Origin of the sequence: Erwinia aphidicola (genome assembly GCF_014773485.1) — a bacterium.
In the GTDB taxonomy this organism is placed as follows: domain Bacteria; phylum Pseudomonadota; class Gammaproteobacteria; order Enterobacterales; family Enterobacteriaceae; genus Erwinia; species Erwinia aphidicola.
On record NZ_JACXBP010000005.1, the window covers coordinates 20,504 to 39,438 of the forward strand.

The window sequence follows — 18,935 nt, forward strand, 5'->3', positions numbered from 1 at the left end:
CGTGCGGGTTGCAATTATCGGTAGTGGTATTTCGGGTCTTAGCTGTGCGTGGAAACTTGCCGCGCGCGCTGAGGTCCATCTGTACGAGGCTGGCCCAACGCTTGGCGGTCATACCGCCACGGTGGATGTCGAGCTGGCCGGTAAACGCTGGGCGATTGATACCGGGTTTATTGTCTATAACGACCGCACCTATCCGCGCTTTCTGGCGCTGCTGGCCGAGCTCGGGCTGGAGAGTCAGCCAACGGAGATGAGCTTTTCAGTGCGCAATCAGCGCAGCGGGCTGGAGTATAACGGCCACTCGCTGACCAGCCTGTTTGCCCAGCGCAGCAATCTGCTAAAACCCTCGTTTTACCGCTTCCTCGCTGAGATTGTGCGCTTTAACCGCTGCGGCAAGCAGTGGCTGGAGCACCAGCAGGATCAGGGGACGCTGGATGATTTTCTCCGTCTGCACGGCTTCAGCGCCTTCTTTGCTCAGCACTATATTTTGCCGATGGGCGCGGCTATCTGGTCAACCTCGCTGGCGGAGATGCGCCGCATGCCGCTGGCGCAGTTTCTGCACTTCTTTAACCACCACGGCCTGCTCGATCTGGCGCAGCGCCCGCAGTGGTTCGTCATCCCCGGCGGGTCGCGCGAGTACATTCGCCGCCTGATGCAGCTGATGGGCGAGAAGATCGCTGTCTATATTAACACCCCGGTGACCCGCGTCCTGCGCGATGAGGCCGGCGTCACGCTGGAAAGCGCACGCGGCAGCGAGCGCTATGACCAGGTGATATTTGCCTGTCACAGCGATCAGGCGCTGCAATTGCTGGGCGATGCCTCCGGGGCCGAAGCGGCGATGCTGGCGGGCATCCCCTATCGCGCCAATGAAGTGGTGCTGCATACCGATATCAGTATGTTACCGAAAGCGCGCGCCGCCTGGGCCAGCTGGAACTACCGGCTGGAAGACACTCAGGCGGGAGACGAGCTGCTGGGCGCCAGCGTCACCTACAACATGAATATCCTGCAGGGGATCAAAGCGCCGCACACTTTCTGCGTCAGCCTGAACCCCACACAGCCCATCGATCCGGCCAAAGTGCTGCGCCGTTTTGAGTACCATCATCCGCAGTTTGGCCCCGACTGCCTGCACGCCCAGCAGCAGCGCCTGCTGCTCAATGGCAGCAACCGCAGCTGGTTCTGCGGCGCGTGGAGCTATAACGGTTTCCATGAAGATGGCATCCGCAGCGCGCTCGACGTGATCGCGGCGATGGAACAGGGGGAGCTGCTGTGAACAGCGTGCTGTACAGCGGCCACGTGCGCCACCGCCGTTTTACGCCGGTCGACCACCAGTTCAGCTACCGGATCTTTATGCCGTTGATTGACCTCGACGAGCTGCCGCTGCTGAAAAATGTCGGCATTGGCCACAGCCGCCTGCGCGCCGCCAGCTTCAGCAGCGACGACTACCTCGGCGGTGGCGATATCAAGCAGCGGGCACAGGCGCGTATTGCCCAGCTCACCGGCGAGCAGCTTTCCGGGCGGGTGATGCTGCTGACCCAGCTGCGCTACTTCGGCTGCTCGTTTAACCCGGTCAATTTTTACTATCTGTACGATGACGCCGACACCCTGCGCTGGATGCTGGCCGAAGTGCGCAACACGCCGTGGAATGAGCGACACACCTATGCAGTGAAACCGGACGGCAGCGAAACCACGGAAAAAGTGTTTCACGTCTCGCCGTTTAATCCGCTGGAGATGATCTACCACTGGCGGCTGTCCCCGCCGGGTAAATCGCTGCTGGTGCATATTGAAAATCACCGCGAAGGCCGTGAGTTTGATGCCACCCTGCATCTGCGCCGCCAGCCGCTTACCCGGCAAACCCTGCGCCATTTCCTCTGGCGCTTCCCGATGATGACCGTGAGAACCGCGCTGGCGATTTACTGGCAGGCGTGGAAACTTTGGCGCAAAGGTGCGCCTGTTTATGACCACAGCAAGCTGGAGAAATAAGTGATGACTGGCAGCGATATCAGCCTGACCACCCGCAGCAAAACGGGTAAACGTTTTTGTGCTTCGCGCCGGGTGGTCTTCTCCCTGCTGCAGCACATTGAGGGTGCCGGGCTGACGCTGCACGATCCCTATCTGGGCAGCCAGTTCTTCGGCGACGAGCAGGCAGCGCTGCAGGCGGAAGTGGTGGTGCATCATTGCCGTGCTTACCGCCGGGTGCTGTTCGGCGGCAGTATCGCGGCGGCGGAATCCTTTATGGACGGCGACTGGGAGACCCCGGACCTGACGGCGGTGATCCTGACGCTGGCGAACAACAGCCGCGTCGTCGATAAGCTGGAGTCCCGCCTCAGCTGGATAAGCGCCCCGCTCAATCAGCTGGTGCATGCCCTGCGCCGCAACAATGTGCGTCAGGCGAAACGCAATATCGCCGCGCACTATGACCTCGGCAACGACTTTTATACCAGCTTCCTTGACGAAGAGATGCTCTACTCCAGCGCACTGTTCCCGCAGCCGGAGATGTCGCTGGAGCAGGCACAGCAGGCCAAAATGAAGCGGCTGTGCGTCAAGCTGGCACTTAGCCCGCACGATCACCTGCTGGAGATTGGCACCGGCTGGGGGGCAATGGCCGAATATGCCGCGCGCGAATACGGCTGCCGCGTCACGACCACCACCATCTCGCAGGAGCAGTATGAATACAGCTGCCAGCGTATCGCCGCCGCCGGGCTAAGCGACCGCGTTACGGTGCTGTGCGAGGATTACCGTAACCTGACCGGGCAGTACGACAAAATCGTCTCCATTGAGATGATCGAAGCGGTCGGTAAAGCCTATATTCCGCTGTTTATCGAACGTTGCCAGCAGCTGCTGAAACCGGGCGGACGCCTGGCGATTCAGGCCATCACCATCAGCGAGGAGCGCTTTGCCAGCTACGCGCGCGGCGTCGATTTTATTCAGCGCTACATCTTCCCCGGCGGCTTCCTGCCTTCGGTCAGCCTGCTGCAGAAGACCCTGCAGGCCGTCAGTGATTTCAGCGTGCTCGACCAGTTTGAGCTTGGCCATGACTACGCGCAGACCCTGCAACACTGGCGGCGGCGCTTTGACAACGCCTGGCCGCAGCTGGCGCAGGGCCGCTTCGACGAGCGCTTCCGCCGCATGTGGCTCTATTACCTCTGCTACTGCGAAGCGGGCTTCCGCTCCAACACCATTGGCACCGTCCAGCTGACGCTGCAGCGCGCATGAGCCGCTGGCGCTTCTGGCTGTTGACCCTGGGCTTTGATCTCTACTGGGGGCTGGCGGTCGCGCTGCGCGAGCGCATCTGGCTGGCATTATCGGCGGTGGCGCTGCTGGCGTGGCTACTCTGCCCGCGCGAGGTAAAAGTCCGGCTGCTGCTGGTGGCCGCGGGTGGCGTTGCCCTCGACAGCCTGTGGCTGTGGAGCGGGCTGTTCAGCTTTAGCGGCATTGCGTTTTTCCCGCCCTGGATGCTGGCGCTGTGGCTGGTGTTCGCCTGCTGGTGGTGGCTGCTACAGCAGCGCTTTGCTTTACGTGCCCCGCTATTGGCGCTGGTGGGGGCGCTGGGCGGCCCGTTTGCTTATTTCGTCGGGGAACGGCTGGGCGCGATGCAGCTGCATCAGCCTGCGCTCCTGGTGTTTGGCGTGCTGGCGGTGGGTTGGGCGATCTATCTGCCGCTGGTGTCTGCCTGTCTCGGCTCGAGCGAGTGCCAGCCGCGGGCCGAGCGGAAAAGATGATCGGCCCCTGCCACAGTGATGATTTTTTGTAGGGGCTGACCCTCTGTTCCGGTCAGCCCGATAAAACAGGTCACAACTGCTTCAGGACGCGACTGATGAAAAAATTACTGCTGCTCCTGCTGTTGCTCTCCCCCCTTGTCCAGGCCGCTGACTGGCTGAGCTGGCGTACGGTCGGCCAGGCCACGCTGACCTGGGGGCCGTTCACCGTCTACGACTCACAGCTGCTGACGCCGAACGGGCGCTGGCAGCCGCAGCAGTGGCCCGTCTCCCTGGTGATCGTTTACCGCCGCGACATCACCCGCCAGGCGTTGCTGGACGCCACGCTGGAGCAGTGGCAGGCGCAGAAAACCGGCAGCAGCAGCCAGCAACAGCAGTGGCTGCAGCAGCTTGGTGCCATCTGGCCGGACGTCAGCGACGGTACGCGGCTGGCCTTTACTGCCGATGTCGACGGCGGCCAGTTTTACTGGCAGCCCGCCGGGATGCAGGGCGCCATGAAACCCATCGGCCCATATTTTAATCGTGAGTTCCGTGATGCTTTCCTGGGTATCTGGCTCGCGCCGAACACCACCTATCCCGATATTCGTCGGAAACTGACCGGAGGTTAACCATGTGGAAATTCCTGCTGCTGACGCTGAGCCTGCTGATTGCAGGCTGCGGTGCCAAAATTGAGGACTATCAGCAAGCCCAGCCGAAAATCGATATCTTCAGCTGGTTCAACGGCGACTCCCGCGCCTGGGGGATGGTACAGGACTACAGCGGCAAACAGATCCGCCGCTTTGAAGTGACCATTAACGGCCAGGTGGTCGGCGATACCCTGACCCTGAATGAACACTTCGTCTATGACGACGGCGAGAAGCAGCAGCGCGTCTGGCATATCCGCCGCCTGAGCGACGGCAGCTATGTCGGTACCGCCGGGGATATTATCGGCACCGCGCAGGGGCACTCCCGTGGCAACGCCTTTAACTGGCGCTATACCATGACGGTGAAAACCGACGACAGCAGCTACAAACTGAACTTTGACGACTGGATTTACCAGCAGGATGCGCAGCACCTGATGAACGTCACCTCGATGAAAAAGTTTGGCGTCGAAGTAGCGCGCGTCACGCTGTTTTTCTCTAAGCAGGCGGCCAGCGGGCAATAAAATGCCGCTTTCAGCTTAATTCCGCTGGGCGAAGGCGCTATACTTCGCCCTCCCTTAAGAAAACAGGCTTCGCTATGAACTGGCAAAAAATTGGTGTGGTGTTTATTTTTCTGCTGATGGCCGTTGGCGGCGTCGGCGGCGTGATGCTGGCTGGATACACCTTCATCGTTCGTTCCTGAGCGCAAACACTGGCGGTAATCCCCGGCCGCCCGGCTTTGATCATTTCGTTGTAACACATAACCAGCTGGAATTTCTCTCTGCCAGTCGGGCCGTTATGCTCTGAGTTTACTCCCGAACATAAAACTCAACATCATGACTGAAATCACTTCTTCGGCGCACGACGCGTTAGAGATATCGATGCCGAAGACTTCGCCTGAATAATTGCTAAGCTGGCGAAAGTTTAGACACTCCGTTGGATATGCGATATATTCAATATATGCAATCTATCCAGACGGGGTGATCGATGTCAGCCAAAAACAGTGCAGCACAAATAGAAACGGTTAGCCTGTTCAGCGGGCAGCAGCTGCGCAGCATGGTAGCTGAAGAGAGCGCTGAATATCTGGTGATCAATGTTGATCAGCTGAAAGATGCTGTGCCGTCCAAAAGCGGGACCCGCGATGCGCTGCGTAAAAAGCTGGAAAAGCTGGTTAGCAATCCCCGCCTCGATCCTTCGCTGGCATTGGCCTTTTTTGAAATCGCCCAGAACCTGCTAATGCCATCACGTGCCGGGGCTAAAACCACGCCGACGGCAAAAAACAGTGACAGTATCTTTAGCGGTTTCGAACAGTATCGAATCAATAATGAGCAGCGCAAAGAGGACCTGCGCGCATTCATTCTGGCGGACGGGCAGTGGCTCAGCTCCAGCGAACTGTCAGACAAAGCACATTTCACTAACGCCAACCGCAGCGCCGGCCCCAACGCCTGGAAACGCCGTGGCAGAACCTTTGCCGTCAGCGTTGAAGGTCAGGACCGCTACCCGGATTATGCTTTTGATGAAGCCTGGCAGCCGCTGCCGGCGGTGAAACAGGTGCTGGCTATTTTTGACGGCTCGCGCACGCCCTGGTCACTGGCCGCCTGGTTTGCCGGCAGCAATAGCTGGCTGGGCGGTCGCCGGCCGAAAGATCTGCTGAGCAGCGATCCGCAGGCGGTGATTGCCGCCGCACGGCAGGCAAAAGAGGGGGCGCAGCATGGCTAAGGAGAGCCAGTCCGAAAAGGGAGTTTCACGTTTCGCCCCGCCTTCTCACCCCGTGGCAATCAATACGTTCAGCCTGCCGGCGGGCACAACGCTGTGTCGCGTGCACCGCCAGCGCTATTCCGGCAGCAGCTTTAACAACACGGTCAGCGGCAATGCCCGCTTCAGCCCCATTTTTACCCCTGACGGAACGGTGATCCCCACGTTATATGCCGGGGAAAGTCCTCGCGTCGCGCTGTGCGAAGTGGTCTTCCACGACCTCGACCTGACTTCGCCCTGTCTGAGTTACCCTGTTGCGGCGCTGGATGCCTTTCGCCATACGCGCCTGACCACGGCTGCCGCGTTACAGCTTGCCAGCCTCGACCTGCCCTCGCTGGTAAAGATGCGCGCCGGGAAAAAACTCATCCATTCCGACGCCAGCGAATATGGGATTACCCGCCAGTGGGCTGAGGCAATCCATCAGCAGTATCCGCGTATTCAGGGAATGATGTGGCCCTCGCGCCAGCATCAGGGTAACGCATGGCTGCTGTTTGGTGACCGTATCGACGGCACTATGCTGCTCAGCGAAAGTAAAACGCAGAAGATTACTGAGCGCCCGGTAGTGGAGGAGTTGCTGGCGCTGGCGGAGAGAATGGGGCTCTATCTTGAAGAGTAACGCGCGTCTTACTGCTGCCCGACAAAACGGGCAAATTCCTGCGGGATGCGGGCAAAAGTGAACAGGAACCAGGGGGTGAAGCGTTCCGGGTGGCTGTCAATTTCACGCTGAATATCCGCCAGCGAACTGTAGCGCCAGCCGTCGGCTTCTTCCGGGTTAACCACCGGGACAGCATCGCTGATGGTGAAATAGACGTGGCCGTACTCGTGCTCGGTCAGCCCGTTGCTGAGCGGCAGGTTATAGCTCAGTTCGAACATCGGTTGCAGCGTCAGGCGCAAGCCCATCTCTTCATACAGTCGGCGTTCAGCGGCATGCTGAGTCGATTCCTGGGGGTAAGGATGCCCGCAGGTGGTGTTGCTCCACAGCCCGCCACAGTGATATTTACCGCTGGCGCGCTGCTGCAACAGCAGCTGATGGCGGGAATTGAACACGTAAACGGTGACCGCCCGATGCAGTAAGCCTTTTTCGTGTACTTCCATTTTTTCCATTTTACCCGTGGGGCGATCGTGGCGATCGACGAGGATAACTTCAATTGCAGACATGCCGACTCCTTAAGACGAATGCCACTATTCTGGCATAAGAAGTGGACATTGATCTGCATAAAATCGTGCGGTGTGTGACAATAACGGCAGAAGCGTATCCGGCGCTGGCTGCGCCGGATGCGGCTTTAATTACAGTTTGAAGCTGCTGACGACGCGCTCCAGCTGTACGCTCTGCTCTTCCATCGCCTGCGCAGCGGCGGAGACCTGCTCCACCAGCGCGGCATTCTGCTGGGTGGTGCTGTCGAGCTGGGTGATGGCTGTGTTGATCTGATCGATACCCATACTCTGCTCGCGGCTGGCCGACATAATCTCGGCCATCAGCGTATTGACGCTGCTGACGCCGCTCATCAGTTCGTCCATCGTAGTGCCCGCCTGCTGCACCAGCAGACTGCCCTCGTCGATATTCGCCACCGACTCCTCAATCAGCTTTTTAATCTCACGCGCCGAGTTCGCCGAGCGCTGTGCCAGATTACGCACCTCTGAAGCGACCACCGCAAAACCGCGCCCCTGCTCGCCCGCACGTGCGGCTTCCACCGCGGCGTTGAGCGCCAGAATGTTGGTCTGGAAGGCAATACTGTCGATGACGCTGATAATATCCACCACTTTGCGCGACGAGACGTTAATTTCCCCCATCGTCGACACCACTCTCTGCACCACCTGCGCGCCGCGTTCCGCCACCTGCGATGCATCCGCCGCCAGCTGGTTGGCATGCGTGGCGTTATCGGCATTCTGACGCACGGTACCGGTCAACTCCTCCATTGACGCCGCCGTTTCCACAATCGAACTGGACTGCTCTTCGGTGCGGGCGGAGAGATCGAGGTTGCCGCTGGCGATCTCACGCGAAGCGGTGGTAATCGCCAGCGCGCTGTCACCGACCTGGCGCATCAGCCCCTGCAGACTGGCGATAAACTGGTTGAAGCTCTGCGCCACCGCGTTGAATTCCGGGCTGGAGCTAGCTGGCAGGCGCTGGGTAAGGTCGGCACCGCCGGTGGAGAGTGCCAGAATATTGTCGTTAAGCCCGCTAAGGCGCTTCATCATGGCGCGAATAAAGCCGAGCAGCACCAGCAGCAGTACAACAGCCAGCGGGATCTGGACCAGGCCGAGACGGGTGAGAATCGAGCTGGTCTGCTGCGCTAACAGCGCGCTCGGCACATCACTGGCGAGGAACCACGGGCTGCCGCCGATCTGCTGCACCAGCAGCGTATGGCTGCCGTCTTCACCATCATAGCTGCTCTGCTGCGGCTCAGTGCCGCTGACTTTGCCCAGCATCTGGCTGAGTGCGCTCGCCATCGGCGTGTTCAGTTCCGACAGATTGCGCAGTTTTGGCGCGCCGTCGACCAGGCTGGCATCCCCCACCACTTTGCCGTCCGCTTCAACAATCAGCGTGGTACCGTGAATGGCTTCACCCATCTGCTTCGCCAGATGGTTAAAGAAGCCCAGCGTCACGTCGATAGTCGCGACGCCCCACGCGTTGCCGTCGCGATAAATCGCCATGGCGCAGTTAGTGCGCGGCTGCGGGCTGGCGGCATCCTGATAGGCTTTAGCCCAGGCGCACTGGCCCTTTGCCGCTGCCATGCCATCCTTGTACCACGACTGCTCGTAGTAATTAGGCGCCTCGGCGGAGTTCCAGTAGGTGTTGACCTGCAGCTTGTTGCTGCTGTCGCGGGCGAAGAAACTGCTGAATTTGTCGCGCGCGGGATCGCGCTGACGCGCCAGCGGCCAGACGCCGCCGCCAAACACGTCGACGTCCTGATACTGATTCACCAGCGCGGGGAGCACGGCATCAATATTGTTGCTGTCGAGCACGGCAACGGACTCGGTAATACTGCGCTGCTGTGCCTGCACGCGATTCATCATTTCCGTGATACTGGCACCGATAGTTTCTACCTCGTAGCGCACCAGACGACTCTCATTGGTCGCGAGTTGAGGCGCTACAAACAGTTTGATCACCACCACGGTGATCAGCAGCAGTAACACAAAGAAGCTGACGATCAGCAGGGTAAATCTGGCCTGGGTTGTTTTAAACATGAGCACACCACTCAACACGAAAAAGGCACAATTGCCTGATCGTGTTAACGGCGTGTTAATGAATTACTTGAGTGACAGGCTTCACAAATTTAACAAACAGCGCAGCGGGGATCACTCGCCGGCTTCAACCACCTGCTGGCGGGCGCGGAAAATATGGCCGCTGCCGTACTGCAGCAGACGTGCGACCAGCTGCAGTCCGCCATCTTCTTCCGCCTGGGCAAACTCGCGCTCCAGCGTGGTGACCGGGGCCGCCCACAGCAGATTCACCTTCTCACCCTCGCGCTTCGGCAGGGGGAACTGTCCGCTTTCGCGCCCGAGCGCGCTGGAGAGAATAAAGCCCTCAAAGCCCATCGGTGCCACCGACGACTCCAGAGTGTGCCCCTCGCCCAGCCAGCTGAGGCGTGCCCAGGGCACATGTGCGAATCCGGCTAGCGCGCTGGCCATCTGCACCGCATTCTCTTCGGTCATCACTTGTGCATCGATCGCCAGCGCCAGCTCGGCGCGCCGATACTGCGGCGCCAGATCTTCATAGAGAAAATCGACCCACGGCATCGGGCGAATGCTCATGCCCAGGGTCAGGAAATACCAGCAGCCCTCGTGGTAGTGCTGCGAGATCGCCATCGGCGGCCAGTTACCCTGATCGATGGAGTAATACTTCAGCGACTCGCCATACTGCGCTTCATAGCACTGCAGCATCTCCTGCTGGATCGGCTCCCACAGCTGGCCGTCGTGCCAGTCGCGCCAGAACTGTCGGTGCTGCTGCGCGGCGGCGTAGTACTCATTGGTGGATGCGGATCCGAGCGGCGCGGTAAGGCGGTTGGCTTTGATGCAGCTGGCGGAGTAACTGACCTGCTTATCCTGATAGAGGCTCCAGCCGGGGATCACGGCCAGCAGCTGGCCCTGATACCAGACGGCAGCACCGTCATCCGTCGGTTCCCAGACAATCTGCAATCCGGCCGGATCCAGCATCGGTTCGGCTTCCAGCGTACGGCAATATTCGGCGCTGAGCAGCGGCGGCGTGCCCTGCTGCATCGCTTCGACATCTTCCTGCATGGGTGCAGGCAGCAGGTTGCGCAGCCAGCAGCCGCGCACGGCAAACTGGGTGCGGAAGCCTTCGGCCGGCCAGATATAGAAATAGGCTGTGCGCGCATCCTGTTCGACTATCGCGATCAGCGTCTGTTGCTGATTGGTGACTTCAGCAATCGGGTAGGGCTGTGTCATAACGCCTCGACGGTGTGTGGCGGGATCCATTCCTGAAGCATAGGCCAGGATATTAAGAGAGGATGGCGCCTGAAGGCCGCCGGAGGCAAGGGTAAAAGTCTCAAAATGGCTGCGAGGGTGGCATATAACAATAGGGGCGAGGCGTGCCTCGCCCCTACGGGACCCGATGTGCGTTGGGGTCAGGCATGCCGGGCAACATAAGCGTAGGGGTCAGGCATGCCTGACCCGGGTTGAACGCTTACCCTTCCATATGGGTGCTATTGCGCAGGCGATACAGATCGCGCGCCTTCTCTTTAACCACGTTCAGCTTTGACTCCGACGCCACCAGGCCCCAGATAGTCCCCTGCTGCTGCTGATAATACTTATTCATCCCCTCAAAGTAGCTATCGCGATAGCTAACCCAGGCACGCTGCGAGGCTTTCAGCGCGCTCTGTGCCGCCGCTGACTGCCCGGCCAGCAGCAGCTTATACTGCTTGTTCAGCTCGGCATCCCAGGCTTTATTCGCCGCGTCATAGCATTGCAGATTGGCCAGGGTGCTGACCGCCTGCTGCTGACAGTTTTCCAGCTGAGTATCCAGATCCTGACGCAGGATGCCTGCGGCGCTGGCACTTCCGCTCAGCAGCAACAGCGACACGGTAACGATTTTTTTCATGATGATATCCTTATGATGATTAATACTCACGCCCGACGCGCGCCATGGCACGCTGCCAGGCGCCGCGTTGAATAGCCCAGCGCAGCAGCGCGGCAAGAGTATGAATACGCCCGTGAATAATCCGGCGCTTTATCGGGGAAAAATGCAGGCCAAAGTCTTGTAAAGCCCAGTCGGGCAGCAGCTCAATGCCCGCGGTCATTATCGCTTTCATTGCCGGGCGCGCCTGCCAGCTTGGGGCCGGGGCGTTCATCAGCAGGGAGAGCACTTCCCGCGTGCGTTCATCGCAGCGCAGCTGCGGACGCATCGCCTGCAGATATCCTTCGACGGCCGCCACGCTCTTGGGCACGTTTTGCGCACCGAGCGCTTCGGCAACCACTGCGGCCTCGGCGTAGTAACGATCCTGCTCGCCCAGGCTGAGCTGCGGATTTTTATAGCGCAGGTGCGCGGCGAGGAAACTGCTGGTCTCCGCAACGTGAACCCAGGTGAGTAGCTGCGGATCGCTGGCCTCATAGGGTTGACCGTGCGCGTCGACGCCACTGACCTTCAGGTGAATGCGCTTAACGCGCTCAATGAGGATATGAGCATCGGCGGTGTTGCCGAAGGTGGTGACGGCGATAAACTGGCTGGTACGCCGCAGCCGCCCCATCATATCTTCGCGAAAGGTGGAGTGATCCCAGACGCCCGCCAGCGGCAGCGGATGCAGCATCTGCAGCAGCAGCGCGCAGATGCCGCCGCACAGCATGGAGGTAAAGTCACCGTGCACGCGCCAGATCACGCTGTCCGGCCCGTAAAGGCCGGGGTCCCCCATCGGCTTTGACAGGTCAAATTCATTCAGCGACAGGCCGTTTAAGCGGAAGACCTGCTGCTGAATTTTATCGCGCATAGTGACCATGATGCTATTCCTCAAACCGGGCGCGTAGGGGGCGGGCATGCCCGCCCCGTCGTTCAGGTATGCCCGCCCCTCGTTACAGGTAATCAAATTCCGCATCGACGGTGCGCGCTGAATCCAGCCCGATCATCACGCTGAATTTACCCGGCTCGGCCACCTGCTGCATTCTGGCATTCCAGAAGGTCAGCGCGCTGACGTCAATCGGGAAGGTCACGGTTTGTGATTCTCCAGCCTTCAGCATAATGCGCTGGAAGCCCTTCAGCTCCTTCACCGGGCGGCTGATGCTCGCCACTTCGTCGCGCAGGTAGAGCTGCACCACCGTGGCGCCGTCGACCTTACCGCTATTCGTGACCGTCACGCTGGCATTGACCGTGCCGTTACGCGCCATCGTTGCGGACGACAATTTCACCGGCGACAGCGTGAACGTGGTGTAGCTCAGCCCATAGCCGAACGGGAACAGCGGGCCGTTCGCCTCGTCGAAATAGTGAGAGGTGTATTTGTTCGGCTTCTCATAGTTATACGGGCGGCCGGTATTCAGGTGGTTGTAATAAATCGGGATCTGGCCGACGGAACGCGGGAAGGACATCGGCAGCTTGCCCGACGGGTTGTAGTCACCGAACAGCACGTCGGCAATCGCATTACCGCCTTCGGTGCCAGGGTACCAGCTTTCCAGCATCGCATCCGACTGCTCAAGCTGGTGGGTCAGCGCCAGCGCGCGGGCATTCATCAGCACCATCACGATCGGTTTACCCGTGGCTTTCACCGCATCAATCAGCTGCAGCTGGCTGTGGGACAACGTCAGGTCCGTCCGGCTGGAGGCTTCGTGCGCCATGCCGCGCGCTTCACCAACCGCCAGCACCACCACATCAGCTTTTTTCGCGGTGGCAACGGCTTCGTCCAGCATCTGCTGCGGCGTGCGCGTATCGATGGTGACGGCCTTCTCATACAGATTCAGGAAGTCCTGAATGCCTTTATCGTCGGTAACGTTTGCCCCTTTGGCATACAGCAGCGTGGCCTTGCCGGCGGTGGCATTTTTCATCCCCTGCAGCAGCGTCACGGACTGCTTCGCGACGCCCGCGGCGGACCAGCTGCCCATAATATCAATCTGGCTGTCGGCCAGCGGGCCAATCAGCGCCACGGTGCCGGATTTTTTCAGCGGCAGCGTCTCCAGACGGTTTTTCAGCAGCACCATACTCTTGCGCGCAACATCGCGTGCTTCAGCGCGGTGCAGGCGGCTTTCGGCATTGGTATCCGCCGGGTCACTCCCCACCGGCCCGAGGTGGCTGTACGGGTCATTAAACAGGCCCATATCATATTTCACATTGAGCACGTGACGTGCAGCGTTATCAATCTCCTGCTCGCTCACCGCGCCGCTTTTCACCAGGCCCGGCAGATATTTGCTGTAGTACTCATCGCTCATGCTCATATCAATGCCGGACTGCAGCGCGATACGCACCGCGTCCTGCGGGTCACGCGCCACCCCGTGCTGAATCAGCTCTTTGATCGCACCGTGGTCGCTGATGGTAATCCCCTTGAAGCCCCAGTCATCGCGCAGCACATCCTTCAGCAGCCAGCTGTCGGCGCTGGCCGGTACGCCGTTCAGCGAGTTCAGGGCCACCATCACCCCGCCGCTGCCTGCATCCAGCGCCGCTTTGTACGGCGGCAGATAGTCCTGGAACAGGCGCTGCGGGCTCATATCCACCGTGTTGTATTCCCGCCCGCCTTCCACCGCGCCGTAGGCGGCAAAGTGCTTGACGCTGGTCATCACCGAGTAGCGGTCAGCCGGGCTTTTGCCCTGCATCGCCTTAACCATGGTGCGGCCCATCACGGACGCCAGGTAAGTATCCTCACCAAAGCCTTCCGACCCCCTGCCCCAGCGCGGTTCACGGGTGACATCAACCATCGGCGCCCAGGTCATGTTGAGGCCATCATCGGCGGCTTCATAGGCCGCAATGCGCCCAACCTGCGCCACCGCATCGGTGTCCCAGCTGGAGGCCAGTGCCAGCGGGATCGGGAACTGGGTACGCTGACCGTGGATCACATCATAGGCAAAGAACAGCGGGATCTTCAGGCGGCTGAGCTGCATCACCTGGTCCTGCATCGCACGGATATCGGGACGCGTCACCGTGTTGAAAATCGCCCCGACCTGACCGTGCTGGATCATGTCGCGGATCGCTTCTTTCGGGTTATCCGGGCCGACGGTGATCAGCCTGAGCTGGCCAATCTTCTCATCCAGCGTCATTTTTTTCAGCAGCCCGCTGACGAAAGCGTCGCGCGCCTGCGGGGTCAGTTGATGCGGGCCGATAAGCTCTTCGGCAAAAGCGGGCTGTATAGACAGAGTGACGGCAAGGCTGACAGAACAAATCCATTTCATCAGATGATTTTCTCTCAAGTGACTAGGTTGTTTGATTTTTTTTACCCAGAGGTAACAAGTGGGTGCAGTGTGTCATACCTTGAGAATAGCAGCTAGTTTTCAGGTGATGAATCACAGCGCTCGCCTCCCGGGCTTTATTGCTCGCTCACGAGTGCTACAGTAAAGCGGTGATACTGACAAGGACATGACATGCACACATCTCAACCCGCCGCACAAAAACTGATTGCTGAACTGGGCCGTATCGTTGGCCGCAACCATCTGCTCACCGAACCGGAAAAAACCGAACGCTACCGTAAGGGTTTCCGATCGGGTGAAGGCGATGCCCTCGCCGTGGTGTTTCCAGGCACTCTGCTGGAGCAGTGGCGTATTCTGCAAGCCTGCGTTGCCGCTGATGTGATTATTCTGATGCAGGCGGCCAATACCGGCCTGACGGAAGGCTCCACGCCGAACGGCAATGATTATCCGCGCGATATCGTGATTATCAGCACCCTGCGCATGGACAAAATTCAGCTGCTGGACGGCGGTAAGCAGGTGCTGGCCTTCCCGGGCAGCACGCTGTATCAGCTGGAGAAAGTGCTGAAGCCGCTGGGGCGTGAACCGCATTCGGTGATCGGTTCATCCTGTATCGGTGCCTCGGTGCTGGGCGGGATATGCAATAACTCTGGCGGCTCGCTGGTGAAGCGCGGCCCGGCCTACAGCGAGATGGCGCTGTATGCGCAGATCACCGCCGAGGGCAAACTGCAGCTGGTTAACCATCTGGGGATCGCACTTGGCAGCTCGCCGGAGCAGATCCTCAGCAAGCTGGATGATGAAAGCTGGCAGCCCGCTGACGTGCAGCACGATGAGCGCCACGCCTCCGACCACGATTACGCCGAGCGGGTGCGCGATGTTGATGCCGATACCCCCTCCCGCTTTAACGCCGACGCACGCCGCCTGTTCGAAGCCAGCGGCTGCGCCGGAAAGCTGGCGCTGTTTGCCGTCCGCCTTGACACCTTTGCCAGTGAAAGCGCCCAGCAGGTGTTTTATATCGGCACCAACGACACGGCGGTGCTTGACCAGCTGCGTCGCCATATGCTCGCTAACTTCAGTAACCTGCCGGTGGCGGGCGAATATATGCATCGCGATATTTTCGATATCGCCGAGACCTACGGCAAAGATACCTTTGTGATGATCGACAAGCTCGGTACCGACAAAATGCCGCTGTTCTTCACCCTGAAAGGGCGTGCCGATGCGCTGCTGGCGCGTATCCCGTGGCTGAAGCCGCACTTCAGCGACCGCCTGTTGCAGAAACTGGCCGCGCTGCTGCCTTCGCATCTGCCCGCGCGCATGAAGCAGTATCGCGACCGTTTTGAACATCACCTGATGCTGAAAATGTCCGGTGAGGGCGTGGCGGAAGCGCGCGCCTATCTGCAAACGTTCTTCCAGCAGGCCGAAGGCGAATATTTCGAATGTGCGGGCAAAGAGGGGGCGCACGCGTTCCTGCATCGCTTTGCGGCAGCGGGTGCGGCGGTGCGCTATCACGCGGTGCACCATACCGAGGTGGAGGATATCCTGGCGCTGGATATCGCCCTGCGCCGCAACGACCGCGACTGGTTCGAGCGGTTGCCGCCGGAGTTTGATGCGGCGCTGACGCATCGCCTCTACTACGGCCACTTCCTGTGCCACGTGTTCCATCAGGACTATATCGTGAAGAAAGGCGTGGATGTGCACGCGCTAAAAGAGAAGATGCTGGAGATTCTGGCTGCGCGCGGCGCGGAGTACCCGGCCGAGCACAATGTTGGCCATCTGTACAAGGCCAAGCCGCAGCTGAAGGCGTTTTACCAGCAGCTCGACCCGACCAACAGTTTTAATCCGGGGATTGGCAAAACCACGCGTGCGAAACACTGGGGTGAGTGCGGATGCGATAAACCATAACAGTCCACAATCACAACCCTCTGCCGAACTGAGCGGGACGACCGGAAAAAAGGGTCGTCCCGTACGCATTATCAGGGCCGGGTTATTCTTCTTTCGGTTCCTGCAATACCATCTGACCATTCTTGCGTTCAATGATCATGGTTTGCGGCGTGGAGAGCACCACCCCCTCTTTACGCAGGCGGGTAAGGATATCGAACAGCAGATCGCTTTTCGCCCCGCTCACCTGGCGCGGGCTGGCCACGTTACCGGTTACCGACAGCACAATGCCGCTGGTGGTCAGGTCTTTGAACGACACCGACGGCTCCGGGTTCTCGAGAATGCGCTCGTTTTCGTTATACACATCCAGCAGCAGCTGGCGTACCTGCTGCGGGTCGATATCCAGCGGGAAGGTCAGCGTAATGGTCGCTACGCCCTGCGCGTTGCCCATGGTGGCGTTACGCACATTCTGTGAGATCAGCTGGGAGTTTGGCACAATCACCGTCGATTTATCGCTGAGCTGGATCTCAGTGGCGCGCACGTTAATCCGGCGAATATCGCCTTCGATACCGCTGATGCTCACCAGATCGCCGACCTTCACCGGGCGCTCGGTCAGCAGGATCAGGCCAGAGATAAAGTTCTTCACTATCTCCTGTAAACCAAAACCGATACCTACCGACAGGGCGCTGACGATCCACGCCAGTTTGTTCCACTGCAGGCCCATAATCGACAGCGTCAACAGGATCACCAGCACAAAGCCGATGTTGCTGAACAGCGTGATCAGCGAGACGCGCATGCCGGTATCCATGGTGGTTTTCGGCAGGAAGTCGTGCTCCAGCCAGCGCTTCACCGAGCGCAGTACCCAGATACCGACCACCAGGCAGATCAGCGCATTCACCATATGCGCCGGCACGATATTCAGCGACTCCAGCCCTTTACCGCCCCAAAACTCAATGGCTTTCTGCACCAGCTCAATCGGCGTTGAGCTACCGAAAGTGCCGTTGAGCAGCGCCATCGCAGCGGCCAGCACCAGCAGGGTTTTGCCGATAGCGCCCAGCACCGCGGCAATCTGCCCCAGGTGGCGCTCGTCAATATTCAGCGAGGTCTGGATACGCTTACCGGTGGCATTGTTGGTCGAAAACAGGCTTTCACAGCCGTCGGCTACCAGCTGGCTGAAGATATAGAAGGTGCCAAATACCAGCCCCATCCAGATCAGCTCGTAGCTCAGGAAGCGCGCCATGGTGATATAGCCGATCGTCAGCGCAATCATAATCGCCACGCCAGTCAGCGTCAGCGCCATCTGGATCAAGCCCACCAGCGTCGACTTCACCTCCGGCTGCTGCCCTTGCTGGATCATCCGGCGGCGCACGCGGTTAGTGCGCATGCTGATCGACAGCGCGGTCGCGCCAATCAGCAGCGCGGTCATGCCGTTAGCAAAAATCGTCGTGCCAACGCTGGTGTTGGCGCTGCTGTTAAACGTTTCCACCGTCTGGAAGATAAACACCAGCGCGGCAGTGAGCGGCGGGAAAGGTTTTAACGCCATTGCCACTTCATTGGAGATATTGGGCAGGCGCCAGGACGGGCGGCGCGTGGAGAGGAAAGCGCGCCCCAGCCCGGCAATCAGCCCGCAGGAAATACTCAGGCCCACCAGCTTATCGGCGAAATCGCGCACGTCATCGATCACTTCATCGTGACGGGTAAACGCCTGGTCGAGGAAGTTAAACGCCAGCACCACGGCAGCCAGCGTGGTCATCGCGGTGGCGGCCGCAAGGAAGCTGCGGCGCAGGCGCCCTTCCGGCAGATGATGGATGCCGACCCAGGCGAGGAACTCTTCCAGGTAACGGCGGCCCAGCGTGGCGACCAGCACGGCAGCCAGTAGCCAGGCAAGCGTGCCTAAACGCCAGCCAGGTTCCCATGAGAGCGCGGCGGTTGACGTCAGCTCATCGACAAAATCACCGATCTTGCTGCTGTCATCGCTTTGGGTATTGAACAGCGGTGCCCAGAAGCGCGGGCCAAAGATGCTGCCTGCGTTGAGCGCCAGCTGGGTTTTCAGCGCGTCGCGTCGCAGGTTAACAATCTGTGCCGACAGATTAATCGAGCCGCTTTTAATCGCTTCGGCCTGCTTGATCTGGTCGTCCATTTTGCTTTTCTGGTTTTCCAGCTTGGTACGCTTGCTGGTCACTTCAGCGGTCTCTTTCACCCCGCTGTCGGCCTTGGGGGCCGGGCCAAGCACCGCCAGCTGCGCCTGCAGCTGCGCACGCTGCGGGGTAATGCTCTGTACCAGAGTATCGGCATCGCCGGACAGCTCCAGCGCCATATCATTTAGCGCGCTGAGCTTGCTGTCGTTAGTCTCGCCTGAAACCTGCTGCTTGATTTTATCCAGCACTTTCTGCATTTTTGGCAGTTCGACGGCCGCATTGACCTTCGGTGCGGCATCCTCAGTTTGCTGCGAATCGCTATTATCGGCAGCCAGCACCAGCTGCGGGGAGAGTGCGACCAGCGCCAGCAGACAGATGCGAAGAAAAGTTAACAAGCCAGACATGAAAAAGGTTCCTGATACTGAAGTAGACGCTGCGATGCGCCAGCCAATTTGCCGGCTAGTTTATGCTTTTGCCCTGGCCGGGACTATAGGATT

At 59.6% G+C, this 18,935-nt stretch carries 17 protein-coding genes; 10 read left to right on the top strand and 7 right to left on the bottom strand.

The features are described 5' to 3' along the window. Position 1: 1 nt before the first annotated feature. From ID864_RS12890 to ID864_RS12930, 9 genes are all read left to right on the top strand, one after another. The gene (locus ID864_RS12890; protein ID WP_191149928.1) at positions 2 to 1,267 is read left to right on the top strand and encodes an NAD(P)/FAD-dependent oxidoreductase; all 1,266 of its coding nucleotides are present in this window, start codon (positions 2 to 4) and stop codon (positions 1,265 to 1,267) included. Continuing rightward, entirely contained in the window at positions 1,264 to 1,977 is a 714-nt protein-coding gene (locus ID864_RS12895; RefSeq protein ID WP_048916632.1) for a DUF1365 domain-containing protein, read from the top strand. The genes ID864_RS12890 and ID864_RS12895 overlap by 4 nt, the downstream gene beginning before the upstream one ends. A 3-nt stretch (positions 1,978 to 1,980) precedes the next feature. Further along, complete coding sequence (locus tag ID864_RS12900) at positions 1,981 to 3,210, top strand: SAM-dependent methyltransferase (RefSeq protein ID WP_191150002.1); 1,230 nt, start codon at positions 1,981 to 1,983, stop codon at positions 3,208 to 3,210. Continuing rightward, a complete protein-coding gene (locus ID864_RS12905; protein WP_191149929.1) occupies positions 3,207 to 3,716 on the top strand; it encodes a DUF2878 domain-containing protein in 510 nt (169 codons plus the stop codon). Before ID864_RS12900 ends, ID864_RS12905 begins: the two co-directional genes overlap by 4 nt. A gap of 95 nt (positions 3,717 to 3,811) precedes the next feature. Then, positions 3,812 to 4,321, top strand: a complete 510-nt coding sequence (locus ID864_RS12910; RefSeq protein ID WP_191149930.1) for a hypothetical protein — start codon at positions 3,812 to 3,814, stop codon at positions 4,319 to 4,321. A 2-nt stretch (positions 4,322 to 4,323) separates the two neighbouring features. Next, positions 4,324 to 4,857, top strand: coding sequence for a DUF3833 domain-containing protein (locus ID864_RS12915; RefSeq protein WP_048916635.1), 534 nt, complete (start codon positions 4,324 to 4,326; stop codon positions 4,855 to 4,857). 74 nt (positions 4,858 to 4,931) lie between these two features. Next, positions 4,932 to 5,036 carry a protein YohO gene (locus tag ID864_RS12920; protein WP_048916636.1) on the top strand — a complete coding sequence of 35 codons (105 nt, stop codon included), beginning with the start codon at positions 4,932 to 4,934 and terminating at the stop codon, positions 5,034 to 5,036. Positions 5,037 to 5,320: 284 nt separating this feature from the next. Beyond that, positions 5,321 to 6,052, top strand: a complete 732-nt coding sequence (locus ID864_RS12925; protein ID WP_053110437.1) for a hypothetical protein — start codon at positions 5,321 to 5,323, stop codon at positions 6,050 to 6,052. Next, on the top strand, positions 6,045 to 6,704 hold the full coding sequence (locus ID864_RS12930) for an RES family NAD+ phosphorylase (RefSeq protein WP_048916637.1): 660 nt from the start codon (positions 6,045 to 6,047) through the stop codon (positions 6,702 to 6,704). The genes ID864_RS12925 and ID864_RS12930 overlap by 8 nt, the downstream gene beginning before the upstream one ends. 8 nt (positions 6,705 to 6,712) lie before the next feature. On the opposite strand, the gene idi is transcribed toward ID864_RS12930, so the two are convergent. The 6 genes from idi to bglX all read right to left on the bottom strand — a co-directional run bounded on the left by idi (position 6,713) and on the right by bglX (position 14,410). After that, positions 6,713 to 7,246 carry an isopentenyl-diphosphate Delta-isomerase gene (gene idi / locus ID864_RS12935; RefSeq protein WP_048916638.1) on the bottom strand — a complete coding sequence of 178 codons (534 nt, stop codon included), beginning with the start codon at positions 7,244 to 7,246 and terminating at the stop codon, positions 6,713 to 6,715. 129 nt (positions 7,247 to 7,375) lie between these two features. Further along, a complete protein-coding gene (locus tag ID864_RS12940; protein WP_048916639.1) occupies positions 7,376 to 9,274 on the bottom strand; it encodes a methyl-accepting chemotaxis protein in 1,899 nt (632 codons plus the stop codon). Between the two features lie 111 nt (positions 9,275 to 9,385). Next, positions 9,386 to 10,495 (bottom strand): suppressor of fused domain protein, encoded by a 1,110-nt coding sequence (locus tag ID864_RS12945; protein WP_099753723.1) that lies wholly within the window; start codon positions 10,493 to 10,495, stop codon positions 9,386 to 9,388. A gap of 238 nt (positions 10,496 to 10,733) precedes the next feature. After that, positions 10,734 to 11,147, bottom strand: coding sequence for a lysozyme inhibitor LprI family protein (locus ID864_RS12950; protein WP_048916641.1), 414 nt, complete (start codon positions 11,145 to 11,147; stop codon positions 10,734 to 10,736). Between the two features lie 19 nt (positions 11,148 to 11,166). Continuing rightward, positions 11,167 to 12,039 carry an oxygenase MpaB family protein gene (locus ID864_RS12955; RefSeq protein WP_048916642.1) on the bottom strand — a complete coding sequence of 291 codons (873 nt, stop codon included), beginning with the start codon at positions 12,037 to 12,039 and terminating at the stop codon, positions 11,167 to 11,169. A 73-nt stretch (positions 12,040 to 12,112) separates the two neighbouring features. After that, positions 12,113 to 14,410, bottom strand: a complete 2,298-nt coding sequence (gene bglX / locus ID864_RS12960) for a beta-glucosidase BglX (RefSeq protein WP_191149931.1) — start codon at positions 14,408 to 14,410, stop codon at positions 12,113 to 12,115. Between the two features lie 189 nt (positions 14,411 to 14,599). On the opposite strand from bglX, the gene dld reads away from it, so the two are divergent. Then, positions 14,600 to 16,324 (top strand): D-lactate dehydrogenase, encoded by a 1,725-nt coding sequence (gene dld, locus ID864_RS12965; protein WP_191149932.1) that lies wholly within the window; start codon positions 14,600 to 14,602, stop codon positions 16,322 to 16,324. Positions 16,325 to 16,406: 82 nt separating this feature from the next. Here the strand turns inward: dld and ID864_RS12970 are convergent, their stop codons facing one another. Continuing rightward, positions 16,407 to 18,842, bottom strand: a complete 2,436-nt coding sequence (locus ID864_RS12970; RefSeq protein ID WP_048916645.1) for a DUF3772 domain-containing protein — start codon at positions 18,840 to 18,842, stop codon at positions 16,407 to 16,409. Positions 18,843 to 18,935 lie beyond the last annotated feature (93 nt).